Annotated in this window: 19 protein-coding genes; 5 read left to right on the forward strand and 14 right to left on the reverse strand. The window is 35.0% G+C overall.

Annotated elements, in window-relative coordinates:
* Positions 1-48: 48 nt before the first annotated feature.
* The 9 genes from B0A64_RS10215 to B0A64_RS10255 form a co-directional block, all read right to left on the reverse strand.
* Complete coding sequence (locus B0A64_RS10215) at positions 49-681, reverse strand: 3'-5' exonuclease (protein WP_089479416.1); 633 nt, start codon at positions 679-681, stop codon at positions 49-51.
* Complete coding sequence (locus tag B0A64_RS10220; RefSeq protein WP_089479417.1) at positions 678-2597, reverse strand: DUF294 nucleotidyltransferase-like domain-containing protein; 1920 nt, start codon at positions 2595-2597, stop codon at positions 678-680. Before B0A64_RS10220 ends, B0A64_RS10215 begins: the two co-directional genes overlap by 4 nt.
* A gap of 18 nt (positions 2598-2615) precedes the next feature.
* The gene (locus B0A64_RS10225; protein ID WP_089479418.1) at positions 2616-2987 is read right to left on the reverse strand and encodes a DNA topoisomerase IV; all 372 of its coding nucleotides are present in this window, start codon (positions 2985-2987) and stop codon (positions 2616-2618) included.
* A 38-nt stretch (positions 2988-3025) separates the two neighbouring features.
* Positions 3026-3601: a DUF1572 family protein gene (locus B0A64_RS10230; protein WP_089479419.1), complete on the reverse strand. Its 576-nt coding sequence runs from the start codon at positions 3599-3601 to the stop codon at positions 3026-3028.
* A gap of 27 nt (positions 3602-3628) precedes the next feature.
* Positions 3629-4201 carry a pentapeptide repeat-containing protein gene (locus tag B0A64_RS10235; protein ID WP_089479420.1) on the reverse strand — a complete coding sequence of 191 codons (573 nt, stop codon included), beginning with the start codon at positions 4199-4201 and terminating at the stop codon, positions 3629-3631.
* A gap of 113 nt (positions 4202-4314) precedes the next feature.
* A complete protein-coding gene (locus B0A64_RS10240) occupies positions 4315-4536 on the reverse strand; it encodes a DUF6095 family protein (protein WP_089479421.1) in 222 nt (73 codons plus the stop codon).
* A 130-nt stretch (positions 4537-4666) separates the two neighbouring features.
* Positions 4667-5479: an N-acetylmuramic acid 6-phosphate etherase gene (gene murQ, locus B0A64_RS10245; RefSeq protein ID WP_089479422.1), complete on the reverse strand. Its 813-nt coding sequence runs from the start codon at positions 5477-5479 to the stop codon at positions 4667-4669.
* Positions 5480-5697: 218 nt separating this feature from the next.
* On the reverse strand, positions 5698-6366 hold the full coding sequence (locus tag B0A64_RS10250) for a ZIP family metal transporter (protein ID WP_089479423.1): 669 nt from the start codon (positions 6364-6366) through the stop codon (positions 5698-5700).
* 94 nt (positions 6367-6460) lie between these two features.
* Positions 6461-7225, reverse strand: coding sequence for a class I SAM-dependent methyltransferase (locus B0A64_RS10255; RefSeq protein WP_089479424.1), 765 nt, complete (start codon positions 7223-7225; stop codon positions 6461-6463).
* 132 nt (positions 7226-7357) lie between these two features.
* On the opposite strand from B0A64_RS10255, the gene B0A64_RS10260 reads away from it, so the two are divergent.
* From B0A64_RS10260 to B0A64_RS10270, 3 genes are all read left to right on the forward strand, one after another.
* On the forward strand, positions 7358-8521 hold the full coding sequence (locus B0A64_RS10260) for a THUMP domain-containing class I SAM-dependent RNA methyltransferase (RefSeq protein WP_089479425.1): 1164 nt from the start codon (positions 7358-7360) through the stop codon (positions 8519-8521).
* Between the two features lie 180 nt (positions 8522-8701).
* On the forward strand, positions 8702-8938 hold the full coding sequence (locus B0A64_RS10265; protein WP_089479426.1) for a hypothetical protein: 237 nt from the start codon (positions 8702-8704) through the stop codon (positions 8936-8938).
* Between the two features lie 14 nt (positions 8939-8952).
* Complete coding sequence (locus B0A64_RS10270; protein ID WP_089479427.1) at positions 8953-9645, forward strand: aspartate/glutamate racemase family protein; 693 nt, start codon at positions 8953-8955, stop codon at positions 9643-9645.
* 70 nt (positions 9646-9715) lie between these two features.
* Here the strand turns inward: B0A64_RS10270 and B0A64_RS10275 are convergent, their stop codons facing one another.
* From B0A64_RS10275 to rlmD, 3 genes are read right to left on the reverse strand one after another with little or no spacing between them, the layout of a single operon-like run.
* A complete protein-coding gene (locus tag B0A64_RS10275) occupies positions 9716-10534 on the reverse strand; it encodes a DUF6048 family protein (RefSeq protein WP_089479428.1) in 819 nt (272 codons plus the stop codon).
* Complete coding sequence (locus B0A64_RS10280; protein WP_089479429.1) at positions 10506-11042, reverse strand: DUF6452 family protein; 537 nt, start codon at positions 11040-11042, stop codon at positions 10506-10508. The genes B0A64_RS10275 and B0A64_RS10280 overlap by 29 nt, the downstream gene beginning before the upstream one ends.
* Before the next feature lie 10 nt (positions 11043-11052).
* Positions 11053-12465: a 23S rRNA (uracil(1939)-C(5))-methyltransferase RlmD gene (rlmD, locus tag B0A64_RS10285; RefSeq protein ID WP_089479430.1), complete on the reverse strand. Its 1413-nt coding sequence runs from the start codon at positions 12463-12465 to the stop codon at positions 11053-11055.
* A gap of 194 nt (positions 12466-12659) precedes the next feature.
* Between rlmD and B0A64_RS10290 the strand changes: the two genes are divergently transcribed.
* Positions 12660-13673, forward strand: a complete 1014-nt coding sequence (locus B0A64_RS10290) for a sensor histidine kinase (RefSeq protein WP_244285390.1) — start codon at positions 12660-12662, stop codon at positions 13671-13673.
* Between the two features lie 103 nt (positions 13674-13776).
* On the opposite strand, the gene cysM is transcribed toward B0A64_RS10290, so the two are convergent.
* Both cysM and epsC read right to left on the reverse strand, forming a co-directional pair.
* On the reverse strand, positions 13777-14664 hold the full coding sequence (gene cysM / locus B0A64_RS10295) for a cysteine synthase CysM (protein WP_089479432.1): 888 nt from the start codon (positions 14662-14664) through the stop codon (positions 13777-13779).
* Positions 14661-15452: a serine O-acetyltransferase EpsC gene (gene epsC / locus B0A64_RS10300; protein ID WP_089479433.1), complete on the reverse strand. Its 792-nt coding sequence runs from the start codon at positions 15450-15452 to the stop codon at positions 14661-14663. Before epsC ends, cysM begins: the two co-directional genes overlap by 4 nt.
* Before the next feature lie 190 nt (positions 15453-15642).
* Between epsC and B0A64_RS10305 the strand changes: the two genes are divergently transcribed.
* Entirely contained in the window at positions 15643-16344 is a 702-nt protein-coding gene (locus tag B0A64_RS10305) for a DUF1003 domain-containing protein (protein ID WP_089479434.1), read from the forward strand.
* The last annotated feature ends 10 nt before the right edge of the window (positions 16345-16354 follow it).

Raw genomic sequence — 16354 nt, forward strand, 5'->3', positions numbered from 1 at the left:
AGATAAATAACGGGAAAAATAAAATTAAATAGAGGCTTTTTATACCATTTATTTAAACAAAGAATTTAAATTAGTTTGTTTTTTCTCTTTGAGCTTTTTTACAATTTTCAAAAAAGCTATTGCCGTAATATAGGCATCACCCAATGCGGTGTGACGGTCTTTTTTTGAAATATCAAATTTGTCTGCCAGATCATCCAGTGTATAATGGTCTTTTCGCTCAAACAAATGCGATTTTATTAAGGTCTTTTTATATAAAATGGCAGTGTCTAAACGTTTATTGGTCAATGCAGGTAAGCCATTTCGTTCTAATGCTTTATTGATCATCGTAATATCAAAAATAGTATGGTGCGCAATGATAATAGCATCTCCCAAAAAAGCCAGAAACTGTTGCAACGCTTCCAATTCGGTTGGGCGTTGTATGACAAAAGCTTTTAGAATACCATGAATCTGAGCCGTCGATTTGTCGTAATGATCTTGTTCAGGATAAACCTCGAAACTATCCTGAATAGCAATTGTTCCGTTTTGCAGGATCAGGGCGCCAATGCATAATATGCGGTCAGTATCATAATCAAAGCCCGTAGTTTCAGTATCCAAAACGACAAACCGGGTTTCTTCGATACTACTATTTTCATCAAAGAGATTTTCTTCTTTTTTCCAAAAATTAAATATACTCTTTATCATACCAGGTTTGAAACATTAAAACGAACCGAAATTAATTCCTGAAGTTCCTTGATGGTTTTAAAAGTTCTTTTTAGTTTAATTTTTTCCATTTTTGATAACGATTCCAATGCAATAAACTGGCCTGAATCATGGTGCAAAAGCCCTTGTTTGGTTCTAAATTTCAGCAAAGCCTTAAACGAATACGAACACGAGAGGTATAACTCTCTGTTGTTAGGTTCTAACTCGGCTAATTTTTCGAATCGTTCAGCAGTATTGCTTATCGACTTGACCGAATGGGATAAAATCAAAACACGTGCAGCATCTGTCAAGGGCATCAAAGCCCTTCTTTTAATATCAAAGTGATCTTTATTGGCTCCGTCTTGTTCTACCAGAAACTGCCTGAAAAATCCTGTTGGCGACGGACTTTGCAAAGCTCCACTAACGAGGTGAACGTAAAATATAGGGTTTGCCTTTACATGTTCAAAAATAGATTCTGAGAGTTCATCAACAATTGCGGCGTCGCCATACGTCAAACTATAATCGAAGAATATAAAAGAAAGTAAAACTTCATTTTTTCCCGGATTTGTAATCCAGTGGTGTACCTGGTTTTTCCATTCTTCCAGGCTCATACACCATTTTGGGTTCGATGCCATCATCTCGGCAGGACAGTAATCATAGCCTATTTCAAAAAGTCCTTTATTGACCAGAGCTGCAAATTTTAAAAAATATACTTTTGTTTCCTCCTTAAAAACGTCAGAGACATTTTCATAAACAATCGCATTATCCTGATCCGTATGCAACATTTGTTCGCTTCGGCCTTGGCTTCCTAAAGCAAGCCATGCAAATTTTACAGGAGGTGCACTGCTCATTTTGTCTAGCGAAATTTCGATAACACGAGTCGTACAAGCTTCATTAAGCTCGGTTATAATTTTTGAAATCAATGTCATTGGGATATTTTGGTCTAAATATCCTTGAAGCAATTGCATGATTCTGGCGCGAATAGGTTTTATTTCCTTCGTTTTTTTAACCCTTTTTAGTGCTTTGATCAATACAGCAGGATTGTTGCCCAACGCCACCATTACATCATGTTTAGACAAAATACCAACCGCCTTTGTGTTTATTGTTCCGTCTTTGGTCAGGCACAGGTAGCTAATGTTACTTTTCATCATGGCCATTTGCGCCTCTGTCACGGTCATTTTTTTAGGATAGGTAACTACAGGTTTGGTCATTATAGTCTCGGCAGTAGTCAGGATCGAATAATCGCCGGTAACAATTTTATTGCGTAAATCTTTATCCGTAATAATTCCTATTGGCAACATTTCGTCTACAATAAGTACGGCACCCACTTTTTTTTGGGTCATGATTTTGGCAATATCTCTCGCAGTGGTAGAAGGAGTACAGGTAACAATTTTTTTAGAATATTTTATGGGTTGCAGATCAAAGGAATCCCTTTCGGCATTATGATTTTCATGCAGTAAATCATCTCCATATAATTTATCCTTATGAATATCCGAATATGGATTTCGGGTGTTGGAGGCATAACTTTCGATTAAAAAATTACCAACCGTTCTGTTTTCAAGCGCATAAGGTTTAAAAACGGCAATGGGTATCGCATACAAGATGGTTTCTTCGTGTGCGACAGCTTCCATAATATAATTTTCCTGTGCCAAAAGCGGGCGCAATCCAAAAATATCGCCTTCGTCACACATGTCTAAAACAGCATTTTTAGGACTTTTTTTAAGCGCAACAGCACCTTTATGAACGACATAAAAGGAGTCATGAGTTTTGTCGTTTTCGGCAAAAATCACGGCATCTTTATCCTTATAAACAATAGAAATTTGTTCAGATAGTTTTTCTAAATCCTTTTGATTCAAAAAGCTAAAAGGAGGGAAGCTTTTTAAGAAGTCTGCAACTCGATGCGAAATGGTATTTTTCATGCCTAAGATTTAGGTTAGTTACTCCACTTTTACAACCGTTCCGCGTTGCTTTTGGTCAGAACCAACCATTCCAAATTCAAATGTATAAGAATCTTTAGAAGTTGTCAGGATCTTCATACTGATCGCTTTTTCTTCGGCCATGTTTTTTGGGTGTTTTTTTTGCAGGATATATTCGCAATCACTTACCCAGCGTACTGTTGATGTATCTGTTTTTCCTTCAAAAGTTTCTATTTCGATACCATCTTTTCGCTCAAATACCGTTGTTTTTTTTACGCCATTTACATTAAATTCAAACTTGAATTTTCCGGTTTTAAAATCTTTGCAATTATGCTCAGCGTCATAACAAGATACTAAAGCTAATAAGGGTAATAAGAATATAATTTTTTTCATTTTAAATAATTTGTTTTTTTAGGAGCTAATCCTGCTTTTCATTGCAATCTTTTTAATTCTTCATCGGTAAAGTTCTTGATTTCTTTTTCTTTGGCAAACTTTTCGGCATTGTAATTTCCGGATTTATTTCTGGGAATTGATAAACTGTCCCAATGTGTATTTTTTAGTTGTTTGGCATAAAAAACAATTTGTCCAATATGATAGGGATAATGTGCCAGTTGGCGATTGATTGCCTCAATAACCGTATGACCTTCATTGCGAATATAGATAATATCAGATAGTTGTTCCGGTTTTAAGCTTTGCAAAGCATCAAGAAAACAATCCCAGCCTTTGTTCCAGACTCGTAAAACTTCGTCTGCGGATTGTAAATCATTTTCAAATTCGGCATCACGATTACGCCATTCTTTTTCACCATCAGACGTTAGAAAGTCTGTCCAGCGGGAGAGCATATTACCTGATATATGTTTAATTATAGTAGTAATACTGTTGGTGTCTTCATTGACAGCGACAAAAAGCTGATCGGGCTCTAATTGAGCAAGAGCTTTCTCACCCAGCATTTTATAATATAAAAACTGTTTTTTTACACTTTCTAAGTAAGATACATTTGCCTCCATAAATTAGGTGTTGTAAATCATTATCGATTAGACTATTTTAATATCATATTTGTCCAGAAGTCCTACAATTCCCTGGGTCGAAAACTGAGCTTTTCGCATGGGATTAAATTCCGGATCTATTTTATAATTGTATGCGGTTCTAAAATCGACACTTGCCAATTGTGTATCGTTAAAAATAGCACCTTCTAAATTGCAGTTGTCAAATACAGAACTTGTCAAATTGCATCCTATAAAAGTAACGTCTCGCAAAGACGAATTGATAAATTTAGTTTTTGGCATTTTTTTATTCGAAAAAGCAGCGTAATCCAATGCTGTTTCTTCAAAATAAACCTGAAATAAAAAATCGTCACATTCGTTAAAAGCGATTCCTAAAAGTTTGCAATTTTTAAAAGTTACGTTTTTTAGGCTCGTACCCAATAAACTGGTCATTGATAGATTGCAATCGATAAATTCGCAATCTAAAAAAGTATTGTAAGCAAAATTACTGTTTGAAAGGTCACAGTTTTTAAAAACACAATCTTCAAACTCCCTATTGTTTATTTTTTTATCGATATAAGTGACTTTCTCGAAGGTTTTTTGAATGTTAATTAGACTTTCCATGAATGTTTTATTGGGGAGTTATTAAGGTAAAAAGGGATACTAAAATTAATTAGAAGCTAAACCTAACAGGTTTTTAAAACCTGTTAGGTTTGATGCTTGTTATAAAAACTTTATTAGTCGTTAAACAACCCTTTCATGATGACTTTCAATCCGTAGAAAATTAAAAACATAGCACTTAAACAAGCTGTAATACCAATTCCTAAAACTAGATAATGCCAATTGGTATGCTGATTCATAAAAGCATTATAAATCAACGAGGGACCAATAAATAAAAGAGGCAACGAGCCTGATAAATATTTAATTCCTTTTCCTAGTAATTCTTTATTTGTTGCCATTTTTTAATTTTGTTTTGAAAAGTTTCAAATTTGCTTCGCCAGTTCGATTTTCAGTCCCGTTTCAGGTTTCAAACTTTGTAGTTAAATCTTAAGCTGTCAAACCAGATTTTACCTTTTACAGAAACCCTTTTTACTTTTTATAATTGTCGACAGCATTTCGTACGCTGCCGTATTTTTTGAGTAATTCGCTTGCTACATCATACGAAACGGGAATTTCGCCCATAATCATCTTAACGCCGCGATCTACTAATTTTATATTGCTTAATTGCATGTCGACCATTTTGTTGCCTTTTACTTTTCCCAGCTGAATCATGGCAGCGGTCGAAATCATATTAAGGACTAATTTTTGGGCTGTTCCGGCTTTCATTCTGGAACTTCCGGTTACAAATTCAGGCCCTACAACAACTTCTACAGGAAATTGTGCGGTAAGTGCCAACGGACTTCCGGCATTGCAGGTTATGCAACCTGTAACGATATTATTTTGATTGCAGGTTTCCAGACCACCAATAACATAGGGTGTTGTTCCCGATGCGGCAATGCCTATAACGACATCATTTTTTTGTATTGCATTGGCTTGCAAATCGATCCAGGCTTGTTGGGCATCATCTTCGGCATTTTCTACAGCACGACGAATCGCAGTGTCGCCACCGGCAATAATACCGTTTACTAAATCAAATGGAACTCCAAAAGTAGGAGGGCATTCTGAGGCATCTACAACACCTAAACGACCTGATGTTCCGGCTCCGATATAAAATAAGCGTCCGCCTAATTTTAGTTTAGCAACGACTTGTGCTACTAAAGCTTCTATTTGAGGAATTGCTTTTTCGACAGCGTCAGGAACGGTTTTGTCTTCTTGATTGATATTGGTCAATAATTCTTGTACAGACATTTTTTCTAAATGTTCGTATTTCGAGGATTGTTCTGTAGTTTTGGTAAAGGTCATTTTTGTTTTTTAGGTTCTAAGTTGCTATCGCAAAGCTTTAAGACAAAGTTACAAAGTTTTTTGAATCTCCTGAAAATGATTTTTACGCTATACTATATTGCGTGAAGGGTAAAGGCGGTATCTCCCGATTTAGAAAAACAAGGCTTTTTATCCGTAGTTTTTGTTTATTAGGAATTAAGCCGAAGACCCGAGCCGCATTTTTGCGGGACACGTCCAGATTATAAAAAGAATGCCAGCAGGATTCCCAGAACAATCATAGAAACTTTGGCTACGTTAAATTTATGTCCCTCGCTGCTTTCAAAAATAATGGTCGAAGAGATATGAAATAAAATACCAATGACAATTGCGGTAATCTCTGTATAATATTCGTTTAGAAAAGGCAGGTATTCAGCTGCAATTGTGCCAAGCGGTGTCATCAGAGCAAAAGAAAGCATGAAAACAAAAATGGCTTTTTTATTCAGGTTTGCATTGATAAAAAACGTGGTCAGAATTACTGCAATTGGCAGGTGATGAATGGCAATACCCAATGCTAAACCATGATGATGACTTACCGGAAAACCTTCTAAAAAGGCATGAATACACAAACTTATAAAAAGTAACCACGGGATCTGACTCATTTGTGCATGTCCGTGAACGTGCCCGTGTTCAGCTCCTTTTGAGAAAAATTCTAAGATGATCTGAAATAAGATTCCGACCATAATAAAGATACCAATATTATGATTGTGTGTTTCGTAAACTTCAGGTAATAGATGCATTACGGTTAACGAAAGTAAAAATGAACCGCTAAAAGCAAGCAATAGTTTTAGATTGGTTTTGCTTTTTGGTTTTAAAAACAAAGCCACAATATACCCTAAAAGTACAGAAAATAAAGGTAGTAAGTAATTCATCCGGTTTTGGTTTAATCGTTGATTTGTTTAATCACTTAATTGTTGTTTAGTTCGCTTGGCGATTAAACAAATCAACGATTAAACAATTAAACAGCTACTTAAAAATCATGATTAATCGTTCGCTTTCGGTTTTATGAAATTTTTTGAGCTTATAATCTCCAAAAATATCCAGAAGAAAAATTCCGGCTTCGGCCATTAATTCTTCAAAGTCTTTTAGCGTTAGGGCTTTTACTTTTTCGGTAAAGTGATAATTTCGTCCCTGATCTTCAAAATCTATTTCCTTAAAAATATGTCCGTCCTGAACATATCTTTTAATTTTAAAATCGATTCCGTCAACGGTTTTCACTTCTTCAGGAACTAAGGTTTCGATTACATTGGCCACGTTCATAAAATCAATAACGGCAAAACCATATTCAGACAGGCTTTCCTTAATTGCTTTTAAGGTAGTTAGGTTATCATCGTCGTTTTCGAAATAGCCAAAACTGGTAAACAAATTAAATATAGCATCAAACTTTTCTTCAAAAGGTTCACGCATATCGTGCACTTTAAAATGCAGGGTTTCGTTACTGTTTTTGCTCGCTTCGGCAATACTGTTTTCAGATAAATCTGCTCCTAAAACATTAAAACCTAATTGATTTAGATAAATGGAGTGACGTCCTTTACCGCATGCTAAATCAAGAACTTTAGCTTTTTCGGGCAGGTTGAGATAATGCGTTAGGTTATCCATAAAAATCTGCGCTTCGCGATAGTTTCGATCTTTATAAAGGATGTGATAATATGGAGTATCAAACCATGAAGTAAACCAATTTTCGGTGTTACGGTCCTGATTTGGTGTTGATGAGTTTGGTGCTTCAGACATTTATTCTATTTCAATTAATTCAAAGTACCGCAAATTTAGTGTATTTTTGCCGAAAAATAACTATTTCGTGACGATACCTGAATAATCAGATATGGGTTTACGATCGGAGTTTTTTTTAATACAAAAATAAAGATGGAAGAAAATTTTAGAATGATTGCCAAATGTTTTTTTGGTTTTGAAGAAATATTAGAGAAGGAATTACGTGATCTTGGTGCTCAGGATGTCGAAAAAGGGGTGCGAATGGTAAGCTTTAAAGGCGATAAAGGTTTTATGTATAAAGCTAATTTATCGTTGCGTACCGCCCTTAAGGTTTTAAAACCTATTTACTCTTTTAGAGCCAATAATGAGCAGGCATTATATAAAGGTATTTCTGGTGTAAACTGGTCAAAATTATTGAATGCCAATCAAACTTTTGTGATTGATGCAACCGTGCATTCGACTTATTTTAACCACTCTGAGTTTGTTTCGCAAAAATGTAAAGATGCAATTGTAGATCAGTTTAGAGAAAGAACAGGACAACGACCAAGTATCGATAAAGCATTTCCGGATTTACGAATCAATGTGCATATCGATAAAGATCAGGTTTCGGTTGCATTAGATACTTCCGGGAATTCATTGCACCAACGTGGTTACAGAACGGCAACTAATATTGCACCAATCAACGAAGTTCTGGCAGCAGGAATTTTATTATTGTCCGGTTGGGAAGGACAAAGTCATTTTCTGGACCCAATGTGTGGTTCCGGAACTTTTCTGGCAGAAGCAGCTATGATCGCTTGCAATATTCCGGCAAATATTAACCGCAAAGAATTTGCTTTCGAAAAATGGAAAGACTGGGATAATGATTTGTTTGAGCAAATTGTAAACAGTCTGATGAAAAAAACAAAAGAATTTCATTATACGATTAAAGGTTTTGATAAAGCGCCAAGCGCTGTAAACAAAGCCAAAGACAATGTCAAAAATGCCAATTTAGAAGATTACATCACCATTCAGGAAGAGAACTTTTTTGATACAGAAAAAGCTGTTGAAGGAAAGTTGCACATGGTTTTTAACCCTCCTTATGATGAGCGTTTAGATATTCACATGGAAGAGTTTTACAAGAATATTGGAGATACTTTAAAGAAAAGCTATCCGGGAACAAATGCCTGGTTTATTACAGCAAATCTTGAAGCACTAAAATTCGTAGGACTAAAACCATCTCGCAAAATCAAACTTTTTAACGCAAGCCTTGAAGCACGTTTGGTAAAATACGAAATGTACGAGGGAAGTAAGAGAACGAAGTTTCAGGTTAATGAATAACTAGGTGCAAAGGAGCAAAGGTTCAAAGGAACAAAGGGAAATACTTTGTCATTTTGATTCTGAATAAAAATGATAAATCTACAGATTAACGAATAATAAAAGAGTAAGAGGTTCAAAAGAGCAAAGCGAAAAACTTTGTTCCTTTGAACCTTTGTAACTCTGAACCTTAAAAAAGAAAAAATGTCAAAATTACAAGTAAGAGCTTTTTTATACCAATTAGGATGTTTTGCGATTCTATTTATTGCAGGCAGGTATTTGGTAGCGATGTATACAGGATTAACTGGATTTTGGATTCCGATGACCGCTTTTATTGTCGCCACTTTGATTTCGCCTAAATTTCAGGCTGTAAAAACCAAAGACGGTGAAAAGTTGTTCATGAAATGGATTTTTATAAAAGGAATTAGAGAAATAGGATAATTAATTTAGTTTTTATGAAGATAATTGGACTTATAGGCGGAATTAGCTGGGTTTCTACGGCTGATTATTATAAACTTATAAATGAGGGTATCAATGACAAATTGGGAGATCTTAATTTCTCAGAATGTTTGTTGTACTCTTTTAATTATGCTGATATAAAGAAGAATAACGAAGCCAACGATTGGGATTCTACTTTTAAGATGCTCTTAAAAGGGTGTCAGTTTCTTAAACAAGGCGGAGCAACAGCTATTGTTTTGTGTGCAAATACAATGCATGTTATTGCGGATAAACTCGAAGCAGCGATAGATTTACCAATTATTCATATTGCGACTGTAACAGCGATCGAAATTGAGAAACAAGGCTTAAAAAAGGTTGGCTTGTTGGGTACTAAATTTACAATGGAACTGGATTTTTTTAAAGATAAATTGAAGAATCTGGGTATCGAAGCTATAATTCCGGCAAACGAGGCGGATAAAGATTTTATTCATACCACGATTTTCGAGGAGTTAGGGAAAGGCCTTGTTACAACTGCAACTAAAAAAAGGTATTTAGAAATTGCAAATCAATTGATAAAAGAAGGAGCCGAAGGTATTATTTTAGGTTGTACCGAAATTCCGATGGTTATAAAACCGGAAGATCTTTCTGTTCCTGTTTTTGATACTGCTTTGATTCATTCGAATGCAACAGTTCAATTTCAATTGTCTTAAAAAATATACATAAAGTAAAAAGCCACGAATTATAAGATTTAATTCGTGGCTTTTTTTATTTTAAGAAGAACTATTTTTTAGGAGTTCCTTTTGTTTTTGTGATTTCAGGAATAATTGTTTTTTTCTTGTAAAGCGGTATAAAGTAAGAAACCGTATAATTAAAACCTACGCCAAAACTTCCGTCATAAGTTCTGTTAAAGCCCGGAATGTACAAGTTGTCAAAACCCGATGGTTTTGTATTAGATACCAAGAGTTTTAGCTGAACGCCAAATCCTACAAAGACATTATTAAAAACTTTTGCTTTTAGCCCCATTGCCACTTCAAGCCAGCCTGCTGTAAGGCCACTATATTTTTGGCCATCGACAATAGCAGGTTGTTCACCCCAGTACGGGTTTGCATTGTAGATTTTATAACTGTTCAATTGCTGACTAAAAGTACTAAAACCGCCTCGTAAACCTATTGAAATAACGTTTTCCATGTCAAGCCAGTTTTGATAAGTATTATAGTCAAAACCCGCTTTGATATACGTTCCGGTTGCTGTAGAGTTTAGTCTGTCATCATCAGTAGTTTTATCTTCAAAACCAAGTTCAGCCGCAAAATAGTATTTTTTGGTTAAACGAAAATCACCTACTATTTCAATTCCTTTATAGTTTTTGTCATAAAAACCGCGGGTAAGTTTGTATAAATCTACTCCCACACGAAGCCCGTAGCGATCTGTTTTGATGCTGTCTTTTTTTACTTCCTGAAGCGCTGGTTTTGCAGTTTCAGTTTTTGGTTTTGCCTTAGCCGTTTCTTTTGTTACTGTTTTTGTTGCCGTTTCCTGAGACTGACCCAAAAACATTGAAAACAATAAGCAAATACTAAAAATATACTTCAATGTGTGTTTCATTTTCCGATTCAACGTTAAGAGTTTTTACAAAAATTTGTTGCATCCATAAGCCATCACCAGCCGGATCTGTCTGTTCAAAAGGTTTTGCGGCATCGAGCAAAAAAGTAGTTTTAAAACCACATGCTCTGGATACATATACATTTTGATGTGTATAATTAAATTTTATAATGTCTGTATTTCTGGCAGCAGCATTTGTACTTAACGAGTTGTACACAAATTTGTAGGTTGTCGTAAGCGCATCTGTTTTTAGCGGTATAGAAATGGTGTTTCCGTTTGCCACATATTTTGTAGTGTCAGCAACACTTTTATTGAAAATAATTCCGGTTGTTTGCCCTTCTCCAATTACCATCAAATTGTTTACATTTTTGGTTTTTGTTGGCTCCTTAATCTCATAAAACGAAATTACAAGTCGGGGAGTAGTAGGAGTATTTGCATCACAAATATCATCTTTTTCACAACTGGACAAACCAAAAGTAAATACTAATAAAAGAGAGATTATTTTTTTCATTTAAAATTTATTATCGAAGTTCTAAAAGTACAACATTTTCGACATGATGTGTTTGCGGAAACATATCAACCGGTCTAACGCGGGTTACCTTGTATTTCTCGTCCATTAAAGCTAAATCACGTGCTTGTGTTGCAGAATTACAACTTACATAAACTACTTTTTTAGGCGCAATTTTCAAGATTTGATCAATAACTGCAGCATGCATTCCGTCTCTTGGCGGATCTGTAATAATAACATCCGGTTTGCCGTGTTGCGCAATGAAGCTTTCGTTAAATACGACTTTCATGTCCCCTACAAAAAACTCACAATTCGTTATATTATTGCGTTCTGCATTTGCTTTAGCATCTAAAATGGCTTCGGGAACACTTTCTACGCCAATTACTTTTTTTGCTTTTTTAGAAACAAATTGTGCAATCGTTCCGGTTCCGGTATATAAATCATAAACAGTTTCGTCGCCCGAAAGTCCGGCAAAATCGCGTGTTATTTTGTATAACTCATAAGCCTGATCAGAGTTGGTTTGGTAAAAAGATTTAGCATTGATACTAAATTTCAAACCTTCCATTTCTTCCAGAATATAATCCCTGCCTTTATATAACTTAATATTCTGGTCGTAGATAGTATCGTTTTGTTTTGAGTTTACGACATATTGTAATGACGTAATCTGAGGAAATTTCTCGTAAAGATGATCTAAAATAAGTTCACGATTTTTCTTGTCATTTTCGTAGAACTGAATCAAAACCATGATCTCTCCGGTTGAAGCCGTACGAATCATAAAGGTTCTCAATAAACCGGATTGTTCTCTTGGATTAAAGAATGCTAAATTATGTTCGTTGGCAAAATCTCTAATTTCGTTTCTAATCGCGTTCGACGGATCTTCCTGCAAATAACATTTGCTGATATCAAGGATTTTATCCCACATTTTTGGGATATGAAATCCTAAGGCATTTCTATTTCCTAAATCCTCGGTACTTTCAATTTCTTTTTCGGTTAACCAACGGCTGTTAGAAAACGAAAATTCCATTTTATTTCTGTAGAAAAACTGTTTTTCAGAACCCAAAATAGTTTCGAATTCCGGAAGTTCAACCTTTCCAATACGTTGCAAATGATTTTTTACCTCGTTTTGTTTGTAATACAGTTGTTGGCTGTATTTCATATTTTGCCATTTGCAACCACCACAAACACCAAAATGATCACAAATAGGTTCAATGCGATGTTCTGATAATTCGTGAAATTTTACGGCTTTACCTTCATAATAGGCTTTTCTTTTTTTGAAAGTCTGCACGTCAACTACATCACCCGGAACCACGTTCGGGATAAAGATTACTTTTCCGTCAGGAGCCTTAGCCACTGATACTCCTTTTGCTCCGGCATCCAGAACCTGAATTTGATGAAAGACAACTTTGTCTGTATTTTTTCTTCCCATAGCGCAAAAATAAGGGTTTGTAAACTTTTTCAAATTTAATTTTTAAAATATTTTATCAAATTGCCTAATTTATTATTTTAATTGAGTTTAAAAGTTAACTTTGTTTTTAGCAATTAGCCCAAATCTGCTATTTTTAATCTATAGATTGTTATATTTTTATGAAGTTGTATCATAATCTTTCACAAATTAGCTTTTTGAAAAAAAGTTATGCCTTCAAATTTTTATTTGTCGCATTTATAGGAATACACATTCCGTTGATCGGGATTTTGTTTTTTGTCCTTTATTACAATCACAGTGTTTCGCCTACTTCGATTTTGATTTTTTCCTTAATAATGACTTTGCTGGCCACTTTAGTAACTCTTTTGGTTCTGAATCAGTTGATAAAACCAATCTCAATTGCTTCAAAATCACTGGATGATTATAGAAATAATAGAAAATTATCTATTTTACCAACAGAGTATACAGATGAAGCAGGATTGTTATTGTGCAACATTCAGGAATCGATTTATGAAGCCGAAAGTTTTATAAACGAAAAACAAGACTTGATCTATATGCTTTCGCATGATTTAAAAAATTTTGCAGGAAATCCGCAAGGTCTGGCAAAACTTATTATTCACGAAAACCCTTCAGAATCTATTCGTCAATTGGCTGAGTTAATATGCGAATCGACAAATTTGCAATTTAGATACATCGAAAATTTTATTAAATTATTGCAGGAACAGGATCGCGTTGTAAAAGGCAATCAGGAAATAAGAACTATTTTGCTTCCCGGCATTTTACCTTTTATTAACGAACAGGTAGAGCAACGCCTGATTGATAAAAATATAAAATTAAGTCTGAGTTTAGAACTCGAAGAAGCTAAGCTTAGAATTGATGAAGGTTTGCTTATTCAGGTATTGGTAAACTTAGTTAGTAATGCGATCAAATTCTCTTATTTTGACAGCGAGGTCAAAGTGAGAATTTATAACGAAGACTCAAAACTTATAATTACGGTTGCGGACAGAGGAATAGGTTTTGATAAAAATCAGATTGATGAATTGTTTAAGAAATTCACCAAAATGAGCCGATTAGGAACTGCAAATGAATCTTCGACAGGAATTGGATTGTATCTGTGCAAAAAAATTATCGAAAAAAACAAAGGAAGTTTAATCGCAACAAGCGAAGGAAAAAATAAAGGTGCTGAGTTTAGAATTGAATTTGATGTTTAAAAAACAGGTTCAAAGCTGCAAAGTGCCAAAGGTTCAAAGTTTTTTTTAAGATTTCAAAGTTTTACCTTTGCTGCTTTTTAACTCTGAACCTTTGTCTTTTTTTTTAATCAAATAAATCCGAAGATAAATAACGATCGCCACGATCGCAAATAACCGCTACGATCACGCCGGATTCTAATTGTTCGGCAATTTTTAGGGCAACGGCAACAGAACCTCCGCTGCTCATTCCTGCAAAAACACCTTCTTCAAGCGCCAGACGTTTTGTCATTTTTTTGGCTTCTTCTTCGCTAACGTCAACAACAGCATCGACTTTTGAAGCATCAAAAATTTTAGGCAAATACTCTTGTGGCCATTTTCGAATTCCCGGAATTTGAGATCCGTCACTTGGTTGTGCACCTACGATTTGAATTGCAGGATTTTTTTCTTTCAGATAAGTCGAAGTACCAATGATTGTTCCCGTTGTTCCCATTGCTGATACAAAGTGGGTTACAGTTCCGTCAGTATCATTCCAGATTTCAGGACCAGTTGTTTTGTAGTGCGCTTTCCAGTTGTCATCATTCGCAAATTGATTTAGCATGATATAACCGCCTTCTGCAACTTTTTTGTCGGCATAGTCCCTCGAACCAATAATTCCTTCGCTGGCAGGCGTTAAAATAACTGTAGCACCATAAGCACGCATCGTTTGTGTTCTTTCTTTTGTAGAATCTTCCGGCAAAATCAATTCGATCTCTATCTGAAACAATTGTGCAATCATTGCCAGCGCAATTCCGGTATTACCACTTGTAGCTTCAATAAGTTTATCTCCTTTTTTAATATCGCCTCTTTCCAGCGCAGCAGCAATCATGTTGTAAGCCGCTCTGTCTTTTACGCTTCCGCCCGGATTATTTCCTTCAAGTTTAAGTAAAAGTTTTACATTTTTATTTTTAACCAAATTGACAGTTTCCATCAATGGAGTATTTCCAATTAGGTTTAGCAATTTTTGTGTATTCATTTTTTTTCTTTTATTTTAACTTCAGTTGTTGTAGTGTTGGTTACGATAGAATCTTCGGGAATTGATTTGGTCACCCAGGCATTTCCCCCAACAATACTATTTTTGCCAATAACGGTTTCTCCTCCCAAAATAGTAGCATTTGCATAAATGCATACATTCGCTTCTACCGTTGGATGTCTTTTGGCATTTTTCATTTCCTTACTCACACTCAATGCGCCCAAAGTAACACCCTGATAAATTTTTACCTGTTTTTTAATCACCGTTGTTTCGCCAATTACGATTCCGGTAGCATGATCAATAAAAAATGGAGAGGCAATATCAGCACCTGCATGAATATCTGTTCCCGTAATTCGATGTGCATATTCGCTCATTAATCTCGAAAACAACAATAAATCCAGATGATATAACTCGTGGCTTAGTCTGTAGATGGCAATGGCATAAAAACCCGGATACCCTAGATAAACTTCATCGATACTATTGGATGCCGGATCATTTTCTAAAATATACTCCGCATCCTGATTCAGTTTTTCTAAAACCCCCGGTAATTTTTCCAGAAAGCGATCCCAAATCGATTCGCATAAGTCTTGTGGTTTTTTGCAGGCTAAAACAGCGATCTCTTTAAACCTGATTTCGAGCTCGTCGATACTTTCATCTAAGGCTGCATTTGAATCAAAAAGAGTATAAAAAAGCTTTTCGGTAAAATCTTCCGTTTTGGTTTTGATCCCGTAATTTATATTTGAATGGCTTTTGAGAGCCTTTATATTTTGTATGATATTGTCTTTCGTCACAATTGCAAAATTGAGTGGTGATTTTAAAACGTTAAAAGTAATGCGTTTTTTGTAAATAAGGGCACGAATTATCTAAAGAAATTTTGTTTTGAGAATTGTATTTGTGATAAATAAAAGAAATATAAAAGCTCATTTTTTATAAGATTCTTAAGAAGTTAAATGCGTAATTTAGCCCGTAAAATTTATAAAAATGAAAAATAATTCGACATTCAAAAGTGCTATTTCAGATCTTTCTTTTCCTGAAAATGAGAAAATTTTAGGAAAATCTATTCACGATCCCATTTTAGGACTTATTATAAAAGATTTTCCTTCTTTTAATGATACAGATTGTATTGCGGTGAAGGAGCTGAATGAATACCGTCAAAAATACATCTCGAATTATTTATCTACAGAAATTGGAACACTTTCTGATCTTGAGCAAAGTGTTATATCCTCTCTAAAAGAAGATAAGTCAATTGTTAGTATTGTCGAAGATGAGGCAGAAATTAGAAGTTTTGGACAAAAAATAGCAGATCAGGTAGCTGACTTTGGCGGAAGCTGGACTTTTATTATTTCGTTTTTACTTTTTATCGTAGTCTGGATTGGTGCCAATGTTTATATTTTGGTCAACAAAGGTTTCGATCCTTATCCATTTATTTTGTTGAATTTGATCCTGTCTTGTATTGCAGCCTTGCAGGCTCCTGTAATTATGATGAGCCAAAATCGTCAGGAAGAAAAAGATCGAAATCGTGCCAAAAAAGATTATATGATCAACCTTAAATCAGAGTTGGAAATTAGAATGATTCATGATAAAATTGATCACTTGATTATGCACCAGCAACAGGAATTAATCGAAATTCAGAAAGTGCAAATCGAGATGATGAACGATATTCTGAATCAAATTAAAAAGTAATTTTCAAGAG

Origin of the sequence: Flavobacterium araucananum (assembly GCF_002222055.1) — a bacterium.
Classification (GTDB): Bacteria; Bacteroidota; Bacteroidia; order Flavobacteriales; family Flavobacteriaceae; genus Flavobacterium; species Flavobacterium araucananum.